The sequence below is a fragment of the Pontibacter actiniarum genome (assembly GCF_003585765.1).
Lineage (GTDB): Bacteria > Bacteroidota > Bacteroidia > Cytophagales > Hymenobacteraceae > Pontibacter > Pontibacter actiniarum.
Map to the genome: position 1 here is coordinate 2,513,490 of NZ_CP021235.1, position 21,645 is coordinate 2,535,134.

At 54.3% G+C, this 21,645-nt stretch carries 24 protein-coding genes; 9 read left to right on the plus strand and 15 right to left on the minus strand.

The annotated features are described in order from the left end of the window. Positions 1 to 630: 630 nt before the first annotated feature. Positions 631 to 987, plus strand: coding sequence for a heavy-metal-associated domain-containing protein (locus CA264_RS10925; protein WP_025607095.1), 357 nt, complete (start codon positions 631 to 633; stop codon positions 985 to 987). A gap of 103 nt (positions 988 to 1,090) precedes the next feature. On the opposite strand, the gene CA264_RS10930 is transcribed toward CA264_RS10925, so the two are convergent. From CA264_RS10930 to CA264_RS10980, 11 genes are all read right to left on the minus strand, one after another. Beyond that, a complete protein-coding gene (locus tag CA264_RS10930) occupies positions 1,091 to 1,681 on the minus strand; it encodes a hypothetical protein (protein WP_157593692.1) in 591 nt (196 codons plus the stop codon). 131 nt (positions 1,682 to 1,812) lie between these two features. Then, entirely contained in the window at positions 1,813 to 2,502 is a 690-nt protein-coding gene (locus tag CA264_RS10935; protein WP_025607099.1) for a fatty acid desaturase, read from the minus strand. A gap of 70 nt (positions 2,503 to 2,572) precedes the next feature. Further along, positions 2,573 to 3,424 (minus strand): 4-hydroxy-3-methylbut-2-enyl diphosphate reductase, encoded by an 852-nt coding sequence (locus tag CA264_RS10940; protein WP_025607101.1) that lies wholly within the window; start codon positions 3,422 to 3,424, stop codon positions 2,573 to 2,575. 5 nt (positions 3,425 to 3,429) lie between these two features. After that, complete coding sequence (locus CA264_RS10945; protein ID WP_025607103.1) at positions 3,430 to 4,128, minus strand: lycopene cyclase domain-containing protein; 699 nt, start codon at positions 4,126 to 4,128, stop codon at positions 3,430 to 3,432. Positions 4,129 to 4,249: 121 nt separating this feature from the next. Next, positions 4,250 to 4,783, minus strand: a complete 534-nt coding sequence (locus tag CA264_RS10950; protein ID WP_025607105.1) for a hypothetical protein — start codon at positions 4,781 to 4,783, stop codon at positions 4,250 to 4,252. After that, positions 4,784 to 5,620 (minus strand): phytoene/squalene synthase family protein, encoded by an 837-nt coding sequence (locus tag CA264_RS10955; RefSeq protein WP_025607106.1) that lies wholly within the window; start codon positions 5,618 to 5,620, stop codon positions 4,784 to 4,786. A gap of 23 nt (positions 5,621 to 5,643) precedes the next feature. After that, entirely contained in the window at positions 5,644 to 7,140 is a 1,497-nt protein-coding gene (locus CA264_RS10960; protein ID WP_025607107.1) for a phytoene desaturase family protein, read from the minus strand. 21 nt (positions 7,141 to 7,161) lie between these two features. Beyond that, complete coding sequence (locus CA264_RS10965; RefSeq protein ID WP_025607109.1) at positions 7,162 to 7,677, minus strand: RNA polymerase sigma factor; 516 nt, start codon at positions 7,675 to 7,677, stop codon at positions 7,162 to 7,164. A 234-nt stretch (positions 7,678 to 7,911) separates the two neighbouring features. Beyond that, positions 7,912 to 8,787: a MerR family transcriptional regulator gene (locus CA264_RS10970; protein WP_025607110.1), complete on the minus strand. Its 876-nt coding sequence runs from the start codon at positions 8,785 to 8,787 to the stop codon at positions 7,912 to 7,914. Beyond that, entirely contained in the window at positions 8,768 to 9,238 is a 471-nt protein-coding gene (locus tag CA264_RS10975; RefSeq protein ID WP_237151106.1) for a sterol desaturase family protein, read from the minus strand. The genes CA264_RS10970 and CA264_RS10975 overlap by 20 nt, the downstream gene beginning before the upstream one ends. A 71-nt stretch (positions 9,239 to 9,309) precedes the next feature. Next, positions 9,310 to 10,119, minus strand: a complete 810-nt coding sequence (locus CA264_RS10980) for an enoyl-CoA hydratase/isomerase family protein (RefSeq protein ID WP_051364416.1) — start codon at positions 10,117 to 10,119, stop codon at positions 9,310 to 9,312. A gap of 243 nt (positions 10,120 to 10,362) precedes the next feature. Between CA264_RS10980 and CA264_RS10985 the strand changes: the two genes are divergently transcribed. The 5 genes from CA264_RS10985 (at position 10,363) to paaD (ending at position 14,132) form a co-directional block, all read left to right on the plus strand. Continuing rightward, positions 10,363 to 10,983 (plus strand): TetR/AcrR family transcriptional regulator, encoded by a 621-nt coding sequence (locus CA264_RS10985; RefSeq protein WP_025607116.1) that lies wholly within the window; start codon positions 10,363 to 10,365, stop codon positions 10,981 to 10,983. 73 nt (positions 10,984 to 11,056) lie between these two features. After that, on the plus strand, positions 11,057 to 12,043 hold the full coding sequence (paaA, locus tag CA264_RS10990; protein WP_025607118.1) for a 1,2-phenylacetyl-CoA epoxidase subunit PaaA: 987 nt from the start codon (positions 11,057 to 11,059) through the stop codon (positions 12,041 to 12,043). A 109-nt stretch (positions 12,044 to 12,152) separates the two neighbouring features. Then, on the plus strand, positions 12,153 to 12,788 hold the full coding sequence (locus CA264_RS10995) for a phenylacetic acid degradation b (RefSeq protein WP_025607120.1): 636 nt from the start codon (positions 12,153 to 12,155) through the stop codon (positions 12,786 to 12,788). Continuing rightward, entirely contained in the window at positions 12,788 to 13,543 is a 756-nt protein-coding gene (gene paaC, locus CA264_RS11000) for a 1,2-phenylacetyl-CoA epoxidase subunit PaaC (RefSeq protein WP_025607122.1), read from the plus strand. The genes CA264_RS10995 and paaC overlap by 1 nt, the downstream gene beginning before the upstream one ends. Before the next feature lie 103 nt (positions 13,544 to 13,646). Continuing rightward, positions 13,647 to 14,132: a 1,2-phenylacetyl-CoA epoxidase subunit PaaD gene (paaD, locus tag CA264_RS11005; protein ID WP_025607124.1), complete on the plus strand. Its 486-nt coding sequence runs from the start codon at positions 13,647 to 13,649 to the stop codon at positions 14,130 to 14,132. 116 nt (positions 14,133 to 14,248) lie between these two features. Here the strand turns inward: paaD and CA264_RS11010 are convergent, their stop codons facing one another. The 3 genes from CA264_RS11010 to CA264_RS11020 form a co-directional block, all read right to left on the minus strand. Beyond that, positions 14,249 to 14,680 (minus strand): copper resistance protein NlpE, encoded by a 432-nt coding sequence (locus tag CA264_RS11010; RefSeq protein WP_025607126.1) that lies wholly within the window; start codon positions 14,678 to 14,680, stop codon positions 14,249 to 14,251. Positions 14,681 to 14,848: 168 nt separating this feature from the next. Next, a complete protein-coding gene (locus CA264_RS11015) occupies positions 14,849 to 16,582 on the minus strand; it encodes a M3 family oligoendopeptidase (RefSeq protein WP_025607127.1) in 1,734 nt (577 codons plus the stop codon). A 116-nt stretch (positions 16,583 to 16,698) separates the two neighbouring features. Continuing rightward, positions 16,699 to 17,787 carry a ferredoxin--NADP reductase gene (locus CA264_RS11020; protein ID WP_025607129.1) on the minus strand — a complete coding sequence of 363 codons (1,089 nt, stop codon included), beginning with the start codon at positions 17,785 to 17,787 and terminating at the stop codon, positions 16,699 to 16,701. 266 nt (positions 17,788 to 18,053) lie between these two features. Between CA264_RS11020 and CA264_RS11025 the strand changes: the two genes are divergently transcribed. The 3 genes from CA264_RS11025 to CA264_RS11035 all read left to right on the plus strand — a co-directional run bounded on the left by CA264_RS11025 (position 18,054) and on the right by CA264_RS11035 (position 20,316). Next, positions 18,054 to 18,623 (plus strand): HNH endonuclease, encoded by a 570-nt coding sequence (locus tag CA264_RS11025; protein ID WP_025607130.1) that lies wholly within the window; start codon positions 18,054 to 18,056, stop codon positions 18,621 to 18,623. A gap of 54 nt (positions 18,624 to 18,677) precedes the next feature. Further along, a complete protein-coding gene (locus tag CA264_RS11030) occupies positions 18,678 to 19,394 on the plus strand; it encodes a peptidoglycan DD-metalloendopeptidase family protein (protein ID WP_025607132.1) in 717 nt (238 codons plus the stop codon). Positions 19,395 to 19,470: 76 nt separating this feature from the next. Further along, on the plus strand, positions 19,471 to 20,316 hold the full coding sequence (locus CA264_RS11035; protein WP_119570441.1) for a mechanosensitive ion channel family protein: 846 nt from the start codon (positions 19,471 to 19,473) through the stop codon (positions 20,314 to 20,316). A 74-nt stretch (positions 20,317 to 20,390) separates the two neighbouring features. Here CA264_RS11035 and CA264_RS11040 read toward each other — a convergent pair whose 3' ends face one another. Then, on the minus strand, positions 20,391 to 21,599 hold the full coding sequence (locus tag CA264_RS11040) for an ABC transporter permease (protein ID WP_025607136.1): 1,209 nt from the start codon (positions 21,597 to 21,599) through the stop codon (positions 20,391 to 20,393). Between the last annotated feature and the right edge of the window lie 46 nt (positions 21,600 to 21,645).

The window sequence follows — 21,645 nt, forward strand, 5'->3', positions numbered from 1 at the left end:
TATACAAATGTAGCCATTCAACAAAAGATCGCAACCACAATCTACCACTTTTTACCACTTTGTGGATAAATTATGGTAATCCACACCACTTATCCACATTATCCACACCACCACCCCCTAATTTTGGGTATAACTAAATTTGCAGCGTATCGACAAATTGCGTAAAATACGACCCATAAACAATACAACAAACACATTATCAACCACTTATCAATTTAATATATTACATATGCTATTTTATATAGATATCCACACCAAAAGTGGGGCGAAATGGAAAAAGTGGGAGAAAGTGGAAGGGATTTAACTAAGGTGGGGCTACGTGGCACCCATTTCCCCTGCGCTGCAGGATGGCCAGTGAGCCCCGGTAGGCCCCGAAGCCGCGTTTAGGGCTTAACACAAAGCGTATCTTACGAGCGGTATACACCAGAAAGCACAGCCTCCGCCAGCAACCTGCGGCGCCTGCCTCTCCCCAGGTACGACGGCAAAGCGGCCGCACATATTTTAGATCCCCAAAACGGTGTTAAAGACACTTGCAAAGTGTATATTTGAGCAGCGCGGGACAAACGAAGCATGCCGGGAAGCATAGCGCTGCCGGCAAACCGTTTCCTTATACTTTAACAGCAAAAGCAAATGAAGAAACTAAAGCCATTGTTCCTTTTGATGGTGTTCGCCCTGACCAGCATAAGCCTCAAGGCGCAGGAGCAGAACAAGCCTACGCAAACGGTACAGATCAAAACATCGGCCGTGTGCAACATGTGCAAGAAAACACTGGAGAAGCGCCTGGCTTCCGAAAAGGGGGTTAAATCCTCTAGCCTGGATGTGGACTCAAAGGTGCTGACCGTGGTGTTTGACAGCCGGAAAGCAGACGCAGACAGCATCCGCAAGGCCGTGACCGAAACCGGCTACGACGCCGACCAGCTACCCGCTGATGAAAACGCCTACAACCGCCTGCACGCCTGTTGCAAAAAAGGGAACGGCAACCGCTAAACCAACACCACTATAACAGGAAGGGGAGCTATAGCTGGCTCCCCTTCCTGTTTCTGCTGCATCTTTATACTTGCTAATGCTTTCTACCGGCCAACACTTCCGCTTAAAACTTAAAGCCGAGGTGCATACCGATGGATAGCACAGGGGTTCCTTCCGAATAGTGAAAGTAGGCGATTCTGCCGCCAGCCACACCGTTGCGCAGGATGTTAAAGTCGTTCTCTATAAACCCGAAGGCCCCCACGTCGGAAGTCTTGATGTGCGTAACGGAGCCGTCCTGCGTGCCCTCGTCCTCGGGGTCTGAGTTTATTTCCGCCCGGTGGCGCGCCGTTGGCCCCGCCCCTAGCCTGAACGCCACCGACTCGTTCTGCAGAATATCGAAGGTAGCCTCCAGCGACGCCATGTAAAAGGTGTTCTGCACGGTGTAAATCTCCTTGGCTTCATCGTATCGCTTGGCGGACAGCAACCCGAGGCTCAAGCCCACAGCCAGCCTATCGCTCAGGTAGTGGTCAAAGCTGTTGCTGAACATCAGCCCCTGGCTATCGTTCTCGGAGAGCCACACAAAGTTGACCCCGGCCTTTAGCATGGCGGGCTCTTTGCCGACGCCCTTCGAGAAAGACTGGCTTTGGGCATTAAACGGTAAACTCAGGAACACGATACAGGCACTACAGGCTATAGAAGCTAGAATTGATTTCATGGGCTGGAGACGAGGAAAGGAATGACACGTAAAGGGTTAAGGTTTCTTTTTACAAAACCCTCTAACATACGGGACTCCTGCCCGCGCTGTTGCACAGCACTCGCATCAAGCCAAAATTATACTTTGCAAAGCTACGATTTTGCTTTGTAAAGCTGCCACCACGGCAGGTAAGGCTTGTCGTGGTGCTCGTAGTGATACCCGAAGAAATAACAGCTCATAAAAGCCCACAGGTGGTTTTTACGCTGAGTGGAGGACTTGTGCCGGTTTTCCTCCGGGTGCTCCCCCCGGTGCGGCAGGTAGGTCCCGAAATAAAAAAGCTGAAACGTGGCAAGTATAGCCGGCAGCATCCAGAACAGGATTACATTCTCCAGCGGGAAGAACAGCTTCAGGACGTTAAAGGTAAGCGCCATCAGCAACAGCTGCCACCAGGTAATGTACTGCCTCAGGAAGCTCAAATACCAGGACCAGAAGGCCCCCGGGTGATAGTCCGGGTCATGCTCCGTTGCAACGTGCCGGTGGTGCTGGTGGTGCCTCGGCAGCAGGCGCGGATACCAGTTATAGGCAAATAAAAAAGCGGTTGCGGTGCCGATCGCCCGGTTTAACCCCGGCTTACCGGGTGCTGCCACGCCATGCATGGCATCGTGTGCGGTAATGAACAGCCCCGTGTACAGATGCATCTGCAGCAGCACAAAAACATAGGTAAGCGGAGACGACAGCTCAACAGGCCAGTGCAGCAGGTACACCAACAGCGCCAGCCACAGCACAACGATTGTAGCCGCAATGGACACTCCCCTTAAATCGCTCTTTCTTGCTATCGCCATTTGTCACCCGTATTCGGATCAGAAACCTACACTCCGCCGCCAGGCTAAACTACAACTCTTAACCCGCGCTTCATAGCTGATAGTTCAGTAAGGAGTCCCGCACCTCCTCCATCAGCCACATCGGTGTGGAGGTGGCCCCGCAGATACCGACCGAATCACCGGCACTAAACCACTCCGGCTGCAGCTGCTCCACCTTCGAGATGAAGTGCGTGTGCGGGTTCGCATCCTTACACACCTGGTACAGCACCTTTCCGTTGCTTGATTTGGTACCCGACACAAAGACCACTTTATCGAACTTGGCGGCAAACTTGCGCAGCTCCTTATCCCGGTTAGACACCTGCCGGCAAATGGTATCGTTGGCGTTTACCTGGTAGCCCTGCCGCTCCAGCGCGTCTTTAATGCTGTAGAAGCTATCTGTGCTCTTGGTGGTTTGGCTGTAGAGCGTAATAGAGGCAGGCAGCTCATGGCGCAACAGCTCCTCCATACTTTCAAACACGACGGCCTGGCTGTTCGTTTGCCCCAGCAGCCCCATTACCTCTGCGTGGCCATGCTTGCCGTAGATAAAGATCTTATCGTCTTTGTCGTAAGAAGACTTGATGCGGTTCTGCAGTTTCAGCACAACCGGGCAGGAGGCATCGACCAGCGTGAGGCCATTGTCCAGCGCCACCTGGTACGTTTCCGGCGGCTCCCCATGGGCCCGTATCAGCACCGCCTCATTACGCAGCTCCCGCAGCTGGGCGTGGTTAATGATGCGCAGGCCGCGCTGCTGCAGGCGCTCCACCTCCTCATCGTTGTGCACAATATCGCCCAGGCAGTACAGGTACCCCTGCTCCTCCAGGAAGTCCTCAGCCATCTGAATGGCGTACACTACGCCGAAACAGAAACCGGAGTTAGCATCGATCGTTACATCCAGGCTTTGCATATAATTTATACAGCTATCGGCTCATATTGTTTAACGCGTTTCCGCTGCCTCAGCGCCTCGTAAACGGATATCGTCAGGAGCAGCATCAGCATCGAGTACATCGTATCCTCCACAGGAATGGAGACGATGCGCAGCCCCAGGTTAAAGCTGTCGTTGTACCACACGATGGGCAGGTAAGTCAGCACACCGTTTACCAGCAGAAAGGGCACCAGGTGCACCAGGTAAGCCAGGTAGAAGCGCCCGAGGTACTTGGTACCGAAAAAGCGCAGGTGCAGCAGGTGCATGACCGCCAGCAAACAAAACGTTATGGAAGTATAAAGTGCGGCGGCGTTGAAGACGGCCACCAGCGGCAGCGCCAGGATCAGCGCAAGGGCCAGAGGCTTCGCCACGGGCCGCAGCAGGTCTTTGCTGATGTAGGCGTTCAGCACGTCGTAAATAAACACACAGGCGTAGGGCACCGTCAGGAAGAACAGCACCTCCTCCAGGGGCAGGTTAAAGAGGTAGATCCCGGTTAAGTAGGCCTCGTTAAACCCCCAGATGCCAGCCTCCGTGAACAGCGCATCCCAAGCGACAAACAGCAGGCCGTTGGCCAGGATAGCCGGGAAAAGCGATCCCCAGTTCTTATAAAAGGCCACCTTCTTGTCAAAGGAAAGCAGCAAGGGGAACAGGATCGTGAAAATATTCAGGTACAGGTACAGGTACATGGAACGGGTGTAAATGGTGGTGTGATCAACAAGTAAGTATCAAGCCGAAGCAATGTATAAATGCACGTGCGAAACGGCCGCGCCTTGAGCTTCACCTGCTGGTCATCATCATTACCCGGGGTTAAATCTCAATCGCTTGCAGCGTGTTTCTTTCGGCGTCGGTGCAGTGGTCTTTTGTCAGCAGGAAGTCTCGTATCGTGCGGGCCAGCTCCGTTGAAATCCCCGACTTGGGATGGGCTTTCAGGCTACTGATCATCACGGACTTGTCTTCCTCCAGGTTCTGGCTCAGGTTAAGGTAGCGCGGCACGTAGTGTTCCACGGTGAACCTCAGGAAGCGGATCTCCGGGTTGTCGCTGTCCAGCTCCACGGCTTCCTCAAAAATGGCGGCCGCGGTTTTGATCTGTTTCAGCTTACTGTAGGGGTTCCAGACGTACTTCGCCATCACCGCCTCCGACGCCGCCTTGTAAGCCAGCACCACAGGGTCCTTTTCTTTGTAGGCGCTCATCTTCTTATTGAAGCGCTGCGCCGCCTCCTCATCCTTGCTGGCCTCGAGGTACTCTCCCCGCAGCTCCGATAGCTTGTAGCCGGAGGCACTGCCGGCTACGGCTAGCTGTACAACAAAAAGTAAAAGTATAAAAGGTAATCTATGCAGCATTTAAATAGCGTTAAGTCTGTACTTGAGGTAAGAACTAAGCAGCAACGCAAACTTAGTGTTATCAGGTACTCTTACGCGCTCTTTTAGAATATGGGTTGCCGGAAGCCCCTGTATCTTCCGGAAAAGTTTCAGGTAATATACGTAGGCCAGGTACACCCCCATGCGTGCCGAGCGGGGCAGCGCCATGATGCCGGCAAAGGCGTCATCAAAGTCTTTGCGGATGTCCTGCTCTATTTCTGCCTTGCACTTGTTACTGAACTTGCCGTAGTCCACCTTCGGAAAATAGACCCGCCCGCGCTCCTTGTAGTCGCTTTTCATGTCGCGCAGGAAGTTGACCTTCTGGAAAGCGGCCCCCAGGCTGCATGCCGGCTTTTTCAGGCGCTCAAACATCTCCTGATCGCCCTCGCAGAAAACCTTCAGGCACATCAGCCCCACCACCTCTGCCGAACCGTAGATATACTCCTCGTACAGCGCGCGGTCGTACACCTGGTCGTCCAGGTCCATTTCCATGCTCTTCAGGAAGGCCTCAATGTATGCCATATCGATGCTGTACTCGTGCACCACGCACTGAAAGGCGTGCAGCACCGGGTTCAGGCTCAGCCTCTGCTCCACAGCCTCATACGTCTGCCGCCTGAAGTCGCGGAGCAGGGCGCGCTTATCATGCCCATGGAAGGTGTCTACAATTTCGTCGGCCAGGCGCACAAAGCCATAGATACCGTAGATTGGCAGGTGGAATTTCTTGTGCAGCGTTTTAATCCCCAGCGTAAACGAGGTACTGTAGGCCTGTGTAATGACCTTGCTGCACTGCATACAGGTGTTTTTAAAAAGCTGATCCATGCACAATCGGGGTTTATACTTGGTTATACGTTTACGGCGAGCGCCGGAGCGTACTCCTTCGCTATCTCACTTGCCACAACCTGCCCTGATATTATCGAAGGCGGTACGCCGGGGCCGGGCACCGTTAGCTGCCCGGTATAGTAAAGGTTCCTGACTTTCTTGCTCTTCAGGCCCGGTTTCAGGATTGCTGTCTGCAGCAGCGTATTGGCCAGCCCGTAGGCATTGCCCTTAAAGGCGTTGTAGTCCTGGATAAAGTCCCGGTGGGCATAGCTGCGCCTGTACACGATGGAACTCCGTATTTCCTGCTTTGTCAGCCGCTCCAGGCGGTCCATCACCAGGTTAAAGTACTGCTCGCGCAGCTCCTCGGTATCCTGCAGCCCGGGGGCCACAGGTATAAGTATAAATAGGTTCTCGCACCCTTCCGGCGCCACGCTTGGGTCCGTTACCGAAGGGGCAGAAACGTAGAAAAGCGGCTTGGCCGGCCATTGGGGATGGGTATAGATCTCCTCGGCGTGCGGCCCGAAGTCCTCGTCAAAGAACAGGTTGTGGTGCTGCAGGTTCTTCAGGCGCTTGTTTACGCCCACGTAGTAGAGCAGCGACGACGGCGCCATCACGCGGCTCTCCCAGTAACTGTCGGAGTAGCTTTGGGAGGCTTTGGGCAGCAGCGCCTTCTCCACGTGATGGTAATCGGCACTGGCAACCACCACATCGGCTGCGAAAGCATCGGTCTCGGTCAGCACCTGCTTCACGGCGCCCTGCACCACATCCAGCCGCTGCACGTCCTGGTTGTACAGGAACTTCACCCCCTTCTCCTCAGCCAGCTGCACCATTCCCTCCACAATTCTGAACATCCCCCCCATCGGGTACCAGGTTCCCAGGCTGATATCGGCGTAGTTCATCAGGGAGTAGAGAGCAGGGGTGTTCTGCGGCAGGGCCCCCAGAAACAGAATCGGGAACTCCATCAGCTTTATGAGCTTCTCGTGGCCAAAGAAGCGGCGGATATGCTTGTGGAAGGACTGGAACACGTCCATGCGCAGCACATCCAGCAGCAGGCGCGGGTTCATAAACTCTGTGAGCGAGCGGCCGGGCTTATAAACCAGCTGCTTAATCCCCACCTCATACTTGTAGGCTGCCTGCTCCAGAAACTTGTCCAGCCGGGCGGCGCTTCCTTTCTCCAGACGCTCGAAGAGCTCGCGCAGCTGCGACAGTTGGGCCGGAATCTCGACAAAGTCATCCTCCCCAAAAACCACGGTGTAAGACGGGTCCAGGCGCTTGAGGTCGTAATAGTCGGAGGTGGTTTTGCCGAACTTGTTAAAGTATGATTCGAACACATCGGGCATCCAGTACCAGCTCGGCCCCATGTCATAGGTAAAGCCGTTTGCCGAGAAGCTCCTGGCCCTGCCGCCCGGGCTGCTGTTTTTCTCCAGCACCGTTACGTCATAGCCCTGGTCTGCCAGGCTCGTGGCCGCCGAAAGGCCTGAGAAGCCTGAGCCGATAACAATTACACGTGTTCCATTCATACGTAGCTTTTACGGGTGGATTTAGGCGTCTTGCTGGTATACTTTCAGCACCTTCTTGAGCTCTTTGCGCGCAATGTGTATGCGGTTCTTTACAGTGCCGATAGGTATCTGGAGCTTTTCCGCTATTTCAAGGTATTTGAATCCCACATAGTACATCATGAAGGGCGTGCGGTGCTCCTCATTCAGCCCGGCGATAGCCTTGTTGATATCATTCATGACGAAGGTGGCCGTTCCTTTGTTCTGCGTCACGTAACTTTCGTCTGTATTAAGGTACTGCAGGTATTCGGAGCTGTCGATATTGCTGCTGCGCTTAATCACTTTATTATAGTTATTAATAAACGTGTTGCGCATGATGGTGTAGAGCCAGGCCTTCAGATTGGTGCCGGCTTTAAACTTATCGCGGTTGGTTAGGGCCTTCAGCATTGTCTCCTGCACCAGGTCTTTGGCGTCGTCGGCATCGCGGGTTAAGTTCATGGCCGCGGGCCTTAGCGACTGAGCCACATTCTGTACGAGGTTATTAAATTCTAGAGCAGTCATTCTGTTTAACGTTTTATGGTTATACCATAAACAAATATACGACAAGCCGCCCAATAAAAATGATACTGTCTAAATTATTTTAAAATATTGTTAAACAAATTAGACAAACTGCAGCTTCAGACCCGTGTACGTACATATTTCCTTGGCAAACGACAGGCACAAAAAAACCGGCCTGCCCCCGCATCGAAACAAACGATAGCGAGGGCAGGCCGGATTGGTGGGGTTCGTTTAAATTTAGCTAAACTTCGCGATAAAGTCGCCGATGCATGCCAGGCGCTGCACATTGGCCGGCAACACCAGCCCGTCTGCCTGCGCCAGGAAGCCATACACGTAGATAGTGCTGGAAGGGAAGCGCTGCGACAGCTGGTTGAGGTAGTCCTGCACATGCTCCCGCTCCGGGGCGGAGGTCAGGACGGTGCAGATATACTCGGCTTTAAACTGCTCGTAAGTCAGCTCCAGGTCGGCAAAAGGCAGGTTCTGCCCCAGGTAGATCACCCGCTGGTTATGCGCCCGCAGGATGTAGTTCATGTACAGCAGCGCCAGCTCGTGCAGCTCCCCTTCCGGCAGGTACAGGATGTACGTGGGCGTTCCCTCGTTCCAGTTCACCACCTGCCCGTCTATGGCCACCAGCAGCTTCTGGCGGATCAGGTTGCTTACAAAGTGCTCGTGGGCCGGCGTAATGTTGCCCGTCTGCCACAGGATGCCGATCTTGTTCAGGAAAGGATAAATGACCCGCTGCATGGTCTCCTGGAATCCCATCTGCAGGGTGGCGATGGAGAGCGCCCGGTCAAACTTCGTCTCGCTCATGTCCACCATGGCCGCCACCAGGGCACTGACGTGGTGCGCGCACTCACAGGGCTGGTCGCATAGCTGCCGCACCTTCTCCAGGATCTGCTCCCGGTCCATCTGGGCGATTTTAGAAATCTTGTAGCCACGCTCGTTCAGCAGCGAGATATTCAACAGGGACTTCAGGTCACTATCGTCATAGTAACGGATGTTGGTCTCCGTGCGCTTTGGCGAAAGAATACAGTATCGCTGCTCCCATATCCGGATGGTATGCGCCTTGATGCCTGATAGATGTTCAAGTTCTTTAATAGTGTACTGAGCCACGTTTCTCCTGTTCCTTTTTCTTCACAATATCATAAGCTGACCTGAAATACCGGGGCGACACCCAAAGCATCCCAAACGACTCGGACCCATGCTTCCCCTGCTCCTTGTGGTGCACCTTGTGGGCCATGTTCAAGGCCTTGAGGTAAACATTAGACGTTTTCCCAAACACCCTGATGCGCCGGTGTATGAACACATCATGAATCACAAAGTAGGCCACGCCATACAAGGTTATCCCGGCGCCCACCCAAAACCTGTAGTCTATCGGGTCGCTGCCAAAGACAAAGAAGAGCATTGCCAGCGTGCCGTAATAGGCAAAAAACAGGTCATTCAGCTCAAACGCATGGGTATGCCGCGTATGGTGCGACTTGTGCAGGAACCACAGAAACCCGTGCAGCACGTACTTGTGCATGACCCAGGCCACACCTTCCATTGCCACAAAAGTAAAAAGCATGATTCCAACGCCTGTCAGCATATGTACAGAACAGCAAGTTTAACGAATAGTTTAAAATATTAAACAGAGTTTCACCATTTAATCTGCTCCTTATTTAAAAAAGCGGCGATACCGCGCTGGCAGTCCTCGCTGCCGCGGGCCACCGCATTCATTTCGGAGGCGTACTGCAGGCCTTCCTCCAGGCCCATACCCTGTACACGGGCAATCATCTCTTTGGTTACCTCCATCGACTGCCGGGAGTTCTCGCTGCAAAGCTTCTGGGCAAAGGCGAACACACGCTCCTCCAGCTCCTCTGCAGGCACCACATAGTTTACGAGGCCATACCTTTCGGCCTCCCCGGCAGAGATCAGGTCGCCGGTCAGCAGCAGCTGCTTTGCCCTGGCCTCCCCTATCTTACGCAGCAGGAACACCTTTACAATGGCAGGTATAAAGCCGATCTTCACCTCGGTATACCCAAACTTCGCTTCCGGCACGGTGAAGCCAAAATCACAGATAGCCGCCAGGCCGCAGCCTCCGGCAATGGCATGGCCGTGAATCTGCGCGATCACTACTTTCTTTAAGGTATAGATCATGCGGAAGAGCTCCATCAGGTGCGTAGAGTCCAGCAGGTTCTCGTGGTAGTCGTTCTCCTGCAGGCGCTGGATGTATTCCAGGTCGGCACCGGCACAGAAGACTTTGCCTTCGGCGCGCAGCACGATCACCTTGCTCGCCTCGTCCTCCTCTGCAAAGGCGAAGGCCCGCTTCAGCTCCGTCACCACCTCGTAGTTCAGGGCGTTGCGCTTCTCCGAACGGGCAAGGGTAATATAGCCCACCCGCTCCTTTACCTCATAGTGCACAAATTCCAGGGTGTGTATGTCAACAGTGTTAGTCAGGTCAGTCATGGTTAGTTTTAGTTTAGTATGGATCAAAAAGTAGGTCGGGTTTAAATATACGCAAGTATACTTCCAACGCTTCACAAATTAAAAATTAGCCGTTGCCGCCCCTGGCCCGCCCCGCATGGGCAGTACAAATACTGCACCAACACGTATAGCCCCGCCAGGGAAAGCCAAACCTTTGAAAAAGATAATCGTTTATAAAATAAATTTGCTAACGAACGTTAGGTTGCTTATATTTGTTAACAAAGTATGGAAGCGGTATTGAGCAGAAAAGAACAGATAGAGAAAACAGCCACAGCGCTTTTTAAATCGAAGGGCTTTTCGGCCACCTCCATGCGCGACCTGGCCAATGCCCTGGGCATAGAAGCCGCCAGCATTTACTCGCACATCAAATCGAAGGAAGAGATACTGCAGCGGGTGTGCTTTAACATGGCGCAGGAATTCTTTGAGGCTATTGATGCCGCCGAGGCCACAGAAGCCTCGGCCACCGACAGGCTCAAACGCGCCATCGCCGCCCACGTGCAGGTGCTCACGCAGAACACGGAGGCGTCGGCGGTTTTCCTGCATGAGTGGCGCCACCTGAGCGAGCCGATGCATGGCACGTACCTGGCGCTGCGCGACAAGTACGAGGCCCGCTTCCGCGAGATTATCCGCTCGGGCATCAGCAGCGGCGAGTTTACCGTGCCGGACGAGAAGTTTGCCGCGCTAACCATACTTTCGGGCCTCAACTGGATTCATACCTGGTATAAGCCCGAAGGCAAAATGACTCCGGCAGAGATTGCCGAGAACCTGACCGAGATGCTACTAAACGGCCTGACAACCAAAAAGCAGGCTTTGCACGATACTTACTCTCACCTTAATACACCCTAACTAATCTACCTTTATCTGCTGGGCCGGAAACGGCTCAGCAACCTTATTTTCGAACCTTAAAGCGATATATACTATGTACGGAGGAGGAAACGTTTTCGAGGCCACCAAGTTTGACGACCTGCAGACCGAAGACCCTGCCAAGCTGGCCGAGTTTGAGGCGCGTATTGCGCGCGGCGAAAAGATTGAGCCGACAGACTGGATGCCGCAGCTTTACCGCAAGCAGCTGATCCGCATGATTGAGCAGCACGCGCACTCTGAGATCATCGGCGCCCTGCCGGAAGGCACCTGGATTACCCGCGCCCCCGGCTTCCGCCGTAAGATGGCGCAGATGGCCAAGGTGCAGGACGAGGTAGGCCACGCGCAGCTGCTCTACAGCGCCGCCGAAACGCTGGGCAAGTCGCGCGAGCAAATGCTCACCGACCTGATCAACGGCAAGTCAAAGTACTCCAACGTGTTTAACTACCCTGCCTTTACCTGGGCAGACTCCAACATAATCTCTTGGCTGATTGATGCGGGCGCGATTGTGAACCAGATGGCTAACGCCAAAGGCAGCTACGGCCCTTATTCCCGCGCGCTGGAGCGTATCTGCGCCGAGGAGGCTTTCCACCTGAAGTACGGCCACGATGCCGTGGTGCACATGGCGACGGGTAGCCCGAAGCAGCGCGAGATGATACAGGCGGCCCTAAACCGCTGGTGGCCTCCGATTATGACGTTCTTTGGCCCCTCCGACAAGATGAGCACGCACACGGAAACGCTGATGCGCTGGAAGGTGAAGATGGCCTCTAACGACGAGTGCCGCCAGCAGTTCCTGGACATGTACGTGCCGAAGATTTGGGAGCTGGGCCTGACCGTGCCCGACCCGAACCTGAAGAAAAACGCGGAAACCGGCCAGTGGGAGTACACAGAGCCGGACTGGGATGAGTTTAAGCGCGTCATCAACGGGGACGGCCCTTGCAACGCCGAGCGCCTTGCCGTGCGCCGCACCGCCGAAGAACGCGGCGCCTGGGTGCGCCACGCCCTCCTCAACCCGAAAGCAAAATACGTGAAGCCGCTAGCTTAGCGGCAATTAGAAATTAGAAATTATGAATTAGAAATGGATGTGAGGGAACGGGTGCATCTGCATATCCCTCATTTCTAATTTCTAATTTTTAATTCATAATTAAGAAACCATGAGCCTTAAGTCTTTAGATCCGAGAGTAACCCGACTGAACCTGCCGGAGGGCGAGGTGCCTGCCATGGAGCCGAAACCGCAGCTAGATCAGTTTGAAACATACGAAGCCTTTCATCAAAAGAAAGAAGGCGCAGCCCATACTTATGTTGGCCCTGTGCATGCCCCCAACGAAGATGTGGCCTTTCTGTTCGCTAAGGAGCAGTACAGCCGCCGCTTCCCCTGCGTTGGCCTTTGGATCGTGCGCACGGAGCACATCCAGGTAACGCCTTACGGCAACGATGGGGAGAACCTGTATGACACACTGCATGCACAAGAGCCTGCTGCACGTAGCGAACAACCGGAGCCTTACGAGATTTTCCACCTGAAGAAGCGCGGCAAGGCGCATACGCATGCCGGCCGCGTAACGGCCACCTCTTACCTGGAGGCGCTACAGGAGGCCAAGCAGGCTTTCGGAGAAAAAGGCCCTGTCGTGAACGTGTGGGTGGTAAGGTCCAAAGACGTGCTGCAGTCGGCCGAGGATGACAAGGACATGTGGACCACTGTGCCGGAGAAGAAGTACCGCGAGGCCATTGCCTATAAGGTGATGGACAAGATCACCAAGTTTAAAGAAGAGCGTAAAAACACACCTGCCTAATGAACGAGCACGCCATAAAAGACCTGTTGTACAAACTGGCGGACGACCAGCTTATACTTGGCCACCGCAATTCAGAGTGGACCGGCTTCGGCCCTATCCTGGAAGAAGACATTGCGTTCTCGTCGATGGCGCAGGACAAGATCGGGCACAGCCTGGCTTTTTATACTTTGCTTCAGGAGCTGGGCGAGGCTGACCCGGACACCGTGGCTTTCACCCGCAATGCCAACCAGTTCCACAACAGCCAGCTGGTAGAGCTGCCAAACGGCGAGTATGACTTCAGCTTGATCCGTCATTTCCTCTACGACAACGCTGAGATCATCCGCTTTGAGATGCTCTCGCAGTCGGGCTATGAGCCCATTGCCAAAGTGGCCACCAAGCTGAAGGGCGAGGTAAAGTACCACGTGCTCCACGCCAACACCTGGATAAAGAACCTGGGCTCCTCTACCGAGGAAGCCATACTTCGCCTGCAGTCATCCCTCAACGAGGCCCTGCCGTTTGCATTGGGCATGTTTGAGCACTCCAGGTATGAGCAGGAATTGGTGGATGCCGGTATCTACGGAGGCGAAGAGGCTGTGAAAGCAGAGTGGCTGCAACGCATTCAGGCCGTTCTGGAGAAGACGAGCCTGAAGCTGCCGGACCTGGAAACCCTTACGCCAAAGGTTGGCGGACGCTACGGAGAGCACACAGAACACCTGCAACCGCTACTCGACGAGATGTCCGAGGTTTTCAAGATCGACCCGACCGCTGAGTGGTAGCTTTTCCGGCAGCAGACTGCGCGACACAGGAAAAAGACGACACCTATTGTGAGTAAGCATCCTTTTTCTTTCGTCACGTAGTTCTAAGTCTACAAATAATAACATGAGCTTAACCAAGGAAGACATACTGACCCTGCTGGAGGAGGTAAAAGACCCTGAGATACCGGTGCTCTCGCTGGTGGACCTCGGGGTGATTACCGATGTGGAGGTTTCGGGGGATGAGCACGTAACCGTGCGCATGACACCCACCTTTGCCGGATGCCCCGCCATGGACTACATGCGGAAGGACGTAGAGCGCACACTGGAGAAGCACGGCATCAGCAAGCACACGGTTATCATGTCTTTCGACAAGCCCTGGGACAGCAACAAGATATCGGAGAAAGGGCGGCAGCACCTGAAGGAGTTCGGCCTGGCCCCGCCGCCGAAGTACAACATGGTTTTAGACCTCGACATTCTGGAGTACGCCACCTGCCCGTACTGCAACAGCGAGAACACCACCATGCGCACACCCTTTGGCCCCACGCTTTGCCGCTCCATGCACTACTGCAACGACTGCCGCCAAATGTTTGAGCAGTTCAAGCCGCTGTAAGTATAAAGCTAAACAACTAAAGCCAAAGCGCCTGCTACACACTAGCAGGCGCTTTGGCTTTAGTTATAGGTTTTGATGAACCTGGGCAACGCCCGGCAGCTACCGTAGCCTTGCTTTTATTTCTTGTTGATTCTCTTCAGGCGGTACCTCTCCTCCACCGTGTTTCCCTCCCCACCCAGCAGCACAAGCGCATCAGGCATCACTTTAAACGCGGAAGCCCCCTCGCTGTCAGGGCTCTGCAGGCGAAGTGTACCCGAGGCATCTACCTTCCAGGTGCCCGCCTGCTCAACTGGCTCCACCTCCCGCTCCTGGTATACCATGGTTTCCTGGTAGGTATGGTCCGGGAAAAGCTGTAGCGTATAGGTAATGCCCGGGCAATCCGCACAGGGGATACTGCCCTGCCAGGTGCCCACGACCGCCGCCGTCTGCTCCACTACTTCTGCAGTAGCCTCCTGCACAGCAGCAACAGGCTCAGAGGGGCGCTCGGTGGTACAGGAGGCTGCGCAGAACAGCAAGGGCAACACGGGTAGTAGCAGGAAGTTCTTCATAGGCTGACGTTTAAGTTCTACTATCTACCGGGTCCGCCACATTTTGTTACAAATACGGGAGCTACTTGGCTGTCGGGTGCCTCCGCAGCCCAGGCACGGCGGCCATAAAACAGCAGCGGCCACACCCGAGATAGGCGTGGCCGCTACAGCTAAGGGCAGTGCCCGTACTTATATTTTCGCCATTTCGTCTTTTACAAAGTCTACCAGGCTTTTGATGTACTCCGTGCTGAAATCGAATTTGATGCCAGCGGCTTCGTAAACCTCCCCGATAGAAACGGTGTAGCCTAAGCTAAGGGCACGCTTGTAGGCAGCCAGGCCTTCGGCCGGGTTCTGCTTGTAGTTACGCCAAACGGCAATCGCACCGAGCTGCGCCATGGCATACTCAATGTAGTAGAAAGGCACCTCGTAGATGTGCAGCTGCTTCTGCCACATGTACGGCTTGTACTTCTCCAGCCCTTCCCAGCTCACCAACTGATGGTTGAAGGTGTTGAAGATGTCCAGCCACGCCTGGTGGCGCTCCTCCTGCGACTGCTCCGGATGCTCGTAGATCCAGTGCTGGAACTTATCAACCGTGGCCACCCACGGGAAGGTCTCCAATACACTTTCCAGGTGCGTTTTCTTGGCCCGCTTCAGCTCATCCTCATCCTCAAAGAAGGTGTCCCAATAGTCCATCGATATCAGCTCCATAGACATAGAGGCCAGCTCTGCCACTTCGGAAGGCGGGTGCTTAAAGGCGTTTAACCTCAGCTCCCTGGTCAGGAAGGAATGAACGGCATGGCCACCCTCGTGCAGCATCGTGATCACGTCCCGCAGGCTGGAGGTGGCATTCATGAAAATGAACGGCACGCCGATCTCATCCAGCGGGTAGTTATAGCCTCCCGGTGCCTTGCCCTTGCGCGACTCCAGGTCCAGATGGCCCATAGCGCGCATAGTCGCCAAGCAATCGCCCAGGTAGGTGTCCAGCTTGTAAAACACCTGCACCGTTTTCTCCAGCAGCTCCTCCCCTGTCTTAAACGGCTCCAGCGGCTTTTTACCGGTGGGGTCCACATCCAGGTCCCATGGCCGCAGCTGCTCCAGGCCCAGCTCCTCCTTGCGCTCCGCGTCTATTTTCGTAAGCAGCGGAACAATGGTGTTCTTAATGGAGGTATGGAAATCAAAGCAGTCCTGCGGCGTATAGTCGAACCGCCCCAGGGCAGCGAACATGTAGTCGCGGAAGTTCTCGAAATCCGCATTAGCGGCCACCTGGTGGCGCAGCTTCAGCAGGTCGTCAAACAGGCTGTCCAGCTTCTCACGGTCCTGGTAGCGGCGCTCCTGCACGGCGCGCCAGGCCTCTTCACGCACGGCCCTGTCTGTGCGCTTCAAGCGGTCAGCGGCACGCTGCAAGGTAACCTCTTCCCCGTCTAGGGTTACCGTCATAGCGCCCGTTGTGGCGGCATACTGCTGCTGCTTGGTGCTGATCTCCGTTTGAAGCGGTATGTTCTCTTCCCGGAAAATTTCCAACGCACGCTCCACCCCGCGCAAATATATTTTATACTTTTCCTTGTCGATCGCATTCACGTAAGGCGAGTGCATCAGCTTCAGGTTCAGCTCGTGGTCCAGCGGTGCGATATTCGGCTCGATCTCGGCGATAAAGTACTGGAAAGCCTGTGTGGTTTCCTCATTCTGCGTATCGCAGGTCATGCGGATATAACGCCACCCCAGGTCTTCAGACAGCACGCTTTCGAGTTCGCTACGGTCCTGCATCCACTTCTCCAGCTCTTCAACACTGTTGATGTCGCGCGTCTGAAGTTCCTCGAAGTAGGGCTTGATGGTTTCCCACTTCTCTACACGAAAGTCCTCCGAGAGATATGCCCTTGGCTTGCGTGTAGGTATTGTTAGGTTTGTTTGTTGTTGTATTGTCATTATGGCAATATATATTTTAGAAGTACAATATAGGCACTTCTTACGAAAGTACAAAAAAAGAGCAGCGCCACAAGAAAAATTCCTCTGGCGCTGCTCATTTATACGTAAAGTAAGGCCTAACCGATCTCGATCACCACGTTCGGCGTTAGGGGGTGGCCCACGCAGTTCAGGGTGTAGCCTTCTTCCATTTCAGCATCGGAAAGTCCCTCACGCTCATCCAGGTGCACCTTTCCGCTCAGGCACTTGCCACGGCAGGCTGTACACAGGCCCGCCTGGCAGGAGTACGGCAGGTCAATATCCTGCTCCAGGGCCGCCTCCAGAATGGTCTGGTCCGGCTCCACGACAAAACTGTACTCCGAGCCCTCGTAAATAACGGTAACGGTTTGGGTGGTTATTTCACCGTCCTCGTCAGAGGATACCACTGCCCCGTGCTGCTGCGCCTGCTGTTGCTGCTCCAGCAGCTTGTTGCTCACAAAGCTCTCCCGGAAAATGCGGTCTGCCGGCACGTGCAGCACATCCAGCGCATGGCGCACCTCCTCCATCATCCCCTCCGGGCCGCACATGTAGTACACGCCGTCCTGCACCCTGGCCAGCTGCAGGCGCTCCAGAATCTTGATGACCATACTTTGGTTCATGCGCCCGCGGTGGTCGCAGTCGTGGGTGGGCTGGCTGTAGATGTACTCCACGTGCAGGCGCCCCTGGTACTGGGTCTCCAGCTCCTGCAGTTTGTCTTTGAAGATAACCGAGTCTTCGTTGCGGTTGCCGTACAGCAAAGTCACCCTGCTGTTGGGCTCCTCCCGCAGCACAGCTTTGAGAATGGACATCAGCGGGGTAATGCCGCTGCCGGCCCCGAACAACAGCACCTGGCGCTGGTTAGCCGGTGCGCAGGTCAGGCAGAAGTTCCCGATTGGCTCCATCACCTTTACTTCCTGCCCTACCTGCAGTGTGTCGAGCAGGTAGTTGGACATCAGGCCGCCTTCCACGCGCTTTACCGTGACCGACAGGCGCGGCGCCTCGTGCGGCGTGCTGCTCAGGGAGTAGGAGCGGCGGATTTCCTTGCCCTCGATCGGGAGGATTAGCGTCAGGAACTGGCCCGGCTTGTAGTTTATGGCTTGTTTTTCAGGGTGCTCAAAATGGATGGTAGCGGCATCAGACGTTTCGCGGGTGATGCCTACCACCTTCAGGTTAAGGTAAGGGCTACTCATGTTTTTATACTTTTGCTCTAATTTATCTCGCTTTAAAACTCGTTTGAGGCATGAAAGTTACGATAATCCCGCCTGTTCTGAGAATGTATCGTATAATTTTTAGGGTTCTTTCCGTACAGGCACAATAAAATTATTTGAATATTAGTTGTAAAATATATTAAAAAAAAGCTGCAACTTTACAGCACGCTGCAATAGCTCTAGGTTTAGAACGCTTAGCTGCCTATGTCTCCGTACTATAAACGCGATCCTTTTAACATGAAAACAAAATGCTGTACAAACTGACACTAAAAAACTGTGAAAAAACAGTGGTTGTAGATGACACTACCTACGACTACATCCAAAACAACGCGTATCTGCAACAAATTGAGTTTCTCAAGCACCTGCGCATCCACTCCAACGGCTACGCTTTCTTCCAGAAAAACTGGCCTCTCAAGAACGGCAAATACCGCAACGAGACCATTTACCTGCACAAAATGATCGGGGAGCAAATGCTCGAGAAGCCGGAAAGCGACCTGAAGCTGTACGTACACTTCAAGAACGGTAACAAACTCGACTGCCGCCGCGAAAACCTGGAATGGGCCCCACTCTGCAAGATCGTCCGCAACACCTCCAAAACAGAGAATAAACTCGGCGTTCGGGGAGTACACAAAGAAGCTCAGAAATACCGCGCCATCATCCACTACAACAAACAGCGCATCAACCTCGGCACCTTCGAAACGCTACAGGAAGCCGCCCTCGCCTACAGCAAGAAATCAGAAGAGCTTTTCGGGAAAACAAAGAGCCTGAAAACCTTCTCCAAGGTACTGGAAGAGGAAGAAGCAGCTGCTTTAAGCTAATTTCTGCTTAACTTGCAAAGTGGGCACCCCTATCTGCGCCCACTTTGCAAGCTTATGAAACATAAAGAAGACCTTAGCGCCCTGCTGAGCAGGCACCGCCATGCCTTTGCCCCCGTGCTGGACGCCGACCTGAACTCGGCCGCTGTTTGCCGGCTGGATTTCACGGCCGATAACTCCCTTCTGCAGCAGACAGACCTGCAGGATACCGATGCCTTTAACGCGGCGGTTAACCAACTTCTGCAGCAACAGCAGGCGCGTATCGGCGTGGGCGGGTACATGGAGGACCGTTTTATTTACCGCCGCAGCAGGCACTTTGCTGTAGAGGCCGAAAGCCGCAACCTGCACCTGGGTGTGGATGTCTGGCTGGAGGCCGGTACCGCCGTGTTCGCCCCCCTGGATGCCACTGTGCACAGCTTCCGCGACAACGACAACTTCGGCGACTATGGACCCACCATTATCCTGCAGCATGAGCTGGAGGGCCTCACGTTCTATACCCTCTATGGCCACCTCAGCCGCACCTCACTGGAGGGCCTGCAGCAGGGCCAGCCTGTTCGCAAAGGCCAGAAGATAGCCGAGGTCGGCCCGTACCCTGAAAACGGAAACTGGCCTCCGCACCTCCACTTCCAGGTTATAGCGGATATGGAGGGCAAGCACGGCGACTTCCCCGGCGTGGCCACGACAGCAGAGCGCAGCAAGTATGAGCAGCTCTGCCCCAACCCGAACCTTATCCTGCAGTGCCGCCACCTGCCTCCTTTTGCCGAAACCGCATAAGCTGCCTTTGATCGTATTTGCACGCGCCGCCGTAGCAGGCGGCGCTTTATTTTTTCACCTTTAACACTACCTTAACATGATGCTGGATATTGATTCTATCCGCGAAATGGTTGTAAACTTTGCTGTGCTCTACGGCATGAAACTGCTGGTGGCCCTGGTCATCCTGGTGGTTGGCACGTGGATCATCAGGCGTTTAAACAAGCTGATACAGAACCTAATGGTGCGCAAAGGCGTGGACGAGTCGCTGCGGCCGTTCCTGGGAAGCATTCTAAACGTTACGCTGTGGGTGCTGCTGATCGTGTTGGTCATCGCGCAGCTGGGCGTGGAGATGACCTCCTTTATAGCGGTGCTCGGCTCGGCCGGTCTGGCAATCGGCCTGGCCCTGCAGGGCAGCCTCTCCAACTTCGCAGGGGGCGTGCTCATCCTCACAATCAAGCCCTTCCGCGTCGGGGACTACATTGAAGCCCAGGGACAGGGCGGAACGGTGCACCTGATCAACATCTTTAACACCGTGCTGAAAACGGCCGACAATAAAACGATTTACCTGCCCAACGGCCCACTTGCCTCTACGGTGGTGGTCAACTACTCAGTAGAGGCCACCCGCCGCGTGGAGCTGCTTTTTACCGTGTCAGTCCATAACGACATCGGCAAAGTACGAAGCCTTATACAGGAGCTGATCGCCCAGGATGAGCGCGTGCTACAGGAGCCGGCACCGGTTATCGTGGTAACCAACTTTGCGGAGCATGCCATTACCATCAGCACCCGCATCTGGTGCAACCGCGCGGACTACTGGGCCCTTTACTGGGACATGAACGAGAAAGCAAAAGCAGCCTTCGAGCAAAACAACATTGCCATGCCGGTTCCGAAGCGGGAGGTCTTTTCCTTCGAAAGCGGCCCGTCACAGCCTGCTGTGGGCGCATAAAGTACATTGTTTCCCTAAACAAGAAGGCCCTGCTGGTTTACAGCAGGGCCTTCTTGTTTAGATGGGCACGGGCTCTAATCAAACTTAATCGCCTTCACCGGCTTAATACGGGCGATCATGGCGGCAGGCACCAGGATGGCGAGCATCGTCAGCACAAGCGTGATCACGTTTAGCCCAAGTATAATCCCGAGGTTCCAGCTGATCGGCACGCGGTCCATGTAATAGTTCTCGGGGTCCAGGGGGATGAGCTCAAAGTAGTACTGCAGTGCACAGAAGCCAAGGCCTATCAGGTTGCCCCACAGCATCCCCTTCACCGTCAGTTTCAGCCCACGGAAGTAGAACACCTTCCGGATCTGGGCATCCGTGGCCCCTACCGCCTTCAGTACGCCGATCATGTTTATCCGCTCAATGATCATGATAAACACTGTAGACACCATGTTGAAGGTGGCCACAAAGATGATCAGCACCAGGAAAATCACCACGTTCTTGCGCAAAAGCTTCAGCCAGTCAAAGAGCTGGGCGTGGCGGTCCGTTATCTTCTCCAGCTGCAGGTCGTAGTTCATCTGCTCAAACACCTGGTCGGCCGCCCGGTCTATCTGGTCAAAGTCCTTCAGCACCACCTCTACGCCGCCCACCAGCGTGTCGGGCCAGTTGTTGAGCTCGCGTATCAGCTGCAGGTCTCCTATTACAAACACCTCGTCAAACTCCTCCAGACCGGTATTGTAAATCCCCTTCACGGTTAGCTTGCGGGCCCGCGGCGGATTCTGGATAAAGTAAAAGATGGCGTCATCCCCGACCTTCAGGTGCAGCTTGTTAGCTATTTTCTGGCTCAGTAGCACCTCTTTTGAGGAGGTGGAGTCGTTGAAGGAGATAAGCTCCCCTGCCTCCAGGTTGTGCTCCATTGCCTCCATGTCGTACTCCTCTTCCACGCCTTTCATCACCACGCCCAGCACTTCGTCCTCTGTCTTGATGATAGCCGTTTTCCGGGCAAAGGCCTGCACTTTCTTTATTCCCTGGATAGAGTCTGTGATGCCAATGTTGCGGCTGATGGGAGCTCCCTCATACGAGTTGTTGGTATCATACTTGCTGATTTGCAGGTGCGCCCCAAAGCTGAAAATCTTCTCGCGGATCTCGTTTCGGAAGCCTTCCAAGATGGCAAAAGACACAATCATGATAGCAATGCCTGCAGCTATGCTTATAATTGCTATTTTTGTAACCGACTGTGTAAAAGAGCCGGCCTGCACTTCTGATATTTTATCGGATATGTACCTGGAGATGTTCACTCGCCTTAAATCATATTTAACAGCCTTAAAGATAGGTATGAATTTT

Excerpts from the sequence above, each read along its gene's own strand:
- CA264_RS10980 (WP_051364416.1), bottom strand. The coding sequence starts at position 10,119 with ATGACTGACCTGACTAACACTGTTGACATACACACCCTGGAATTTGTG.
- CA264_RS11035 (WP_119570441.1), top strand. The coding sequence starts at position 19,471 with ATGATGCTGGATATTGATTCTATCCGCGAAATGGTTGTAAACTTTGCT.
- CA264_RS10995 (WP_025607120.1), top strand. The coding sequence starts at position 12,153 with ATGAGCCTTAAGTCTTTAGATCCGAGAGTAACCCGACTGAACCTGCCG.
- CA264_RS10950 (WP_025607105.1), bottom strand. The coding sequence starts at position 4,783 with ATGCTGCATAGATTACCTTTTATACTTTTACTTTTTGTTGTACAGCTA.
- CA264_RS10930 (WP_157593692.1), bottom strand. The coding sequence starts at position 1,681 with ATGAAATCAATTCTAGCTTCTATAGCCTGTAGTGCCTGTATCGTGTTC.
- CA264_RS11030 (WP_025607132.1), top strand. The coding sequence starts at position 18,678 with ATGAAACATAAAGAAGACCTTAGCGCCCTGCTGAGCAGGCACCGCCAT.
- CA264_RS10985 (WP_025607116.1), top strand. The coding sequence starts at position 10,363 with ATGGAAGCGGTATTGAGCAGAAAAGAACAGATAGAGAAAACAGCCACA.
- CA264_RS10955 (WP_025607106.1), bottom strand. The coding sequence starts at position 5,620 with ATGGATCAGCTTTTTAAAAACACCTGTATGCAGTGCAGCAAGGTCATT.
- paaC (WP_025607122.1), top strand. The coding sequence starts at position 12,788 with ATGAACGAGCACGCCATAAAAGACCTGTTGTACAAACTGGCGGACGAC.
- CA264_RS11025 (WP_025607130.1), top strand. The coding sequence starts at position 18,054 with ATGCTGTACAAACTGACACTAAAAAACTGTGAAAAAACAGTGGTTGTA.
- CA264_RS10965 (WP_025607109.1), bottom strand. The coding sequence starts at position 7,677 with ATGACTGCTCTAGAATTTAATAACCTCGTACAGAATGTGGCTCAGTCG.
- CA264_RS10975 (WP_237151106.1), bottom strand. The coding sequence starts at position 9,238 with ATGCTTTTTACTTTTGTGGCAATGGAAGGTGTGGCCTGGGTCATGCAC.
- CA264_RS10925 (WP_025607095.1), top strand. The coding sequence starts at position 631 with ATGAAGAAACTAAAGCCATTGTTCCTTTTGATGGTGTTCGCCCTGACC.
- CA264_RS11020 (WP_025607129.1), bottom strand. The coding sequence starts at position 17,787 with ATGAGTAGCCCTTACCTTAACCTGAAGGTGGTAGGCATCACCCGCGAA.
- CA264_RS10935 (WP_025607099.1), bottom strand. The coding sequence starts at position 2,502 with ATGGCGATAGCAAGAAAGAGCGATTTAAGGGGAGTGTCCATTGCGGCT.
- CA264_RS11010 (WP_025607126.1), bottom strand. The coding sequence starts at position 14,680 with ATGAAGAACTTCCTGCTACTACCCGTGTTGCCCTTGCTGTTCTGCGCA.
- paaA (WP_025607118.1), top strand. The coding sequence starts at position 11,057 with ATGTACGGAGGAGGAAACGTTTTCGAGGCCACCAAGTTTGACGACCTG.
- paaD (WP_025607124.1), top strand. The coding sequence starts at position 13,647 with ATGAGCTTAACCAAGGAAGACATACTGACCCTGCTGGAGGAGGTAAAA.
- CA264_RS10940 (WP_025607101.1), bottom strand. The coding sequence starts at position 3,424 with ATGCAAAGCCTGGATGTAACGATCGATGCTAACTCCGGTTTCTGTTTC.
- CA264_RS10960 (WP_025607107.1), bottom strand. The coding sequence starts at position 7,140 with ATGAATGGAACACGTGTAATTGTTATCGGCTCAGGCTTCTCAGGCCTT.
- CA264_RS10945 (WP_025607103.1), bottom strand. The coding sequence starts at position 4,128 with ATGTACCTGTACCTGTACCTGAATATTTTCACGATCCTGTTCCCCTTG.
- CA264_RS11015 (WP_025607127.1), bottom strand. The coding sequence starts at position 16,582 with ATGACAATACAACAACAAACAAACCTAACAATACCTACACGCAAGCCA.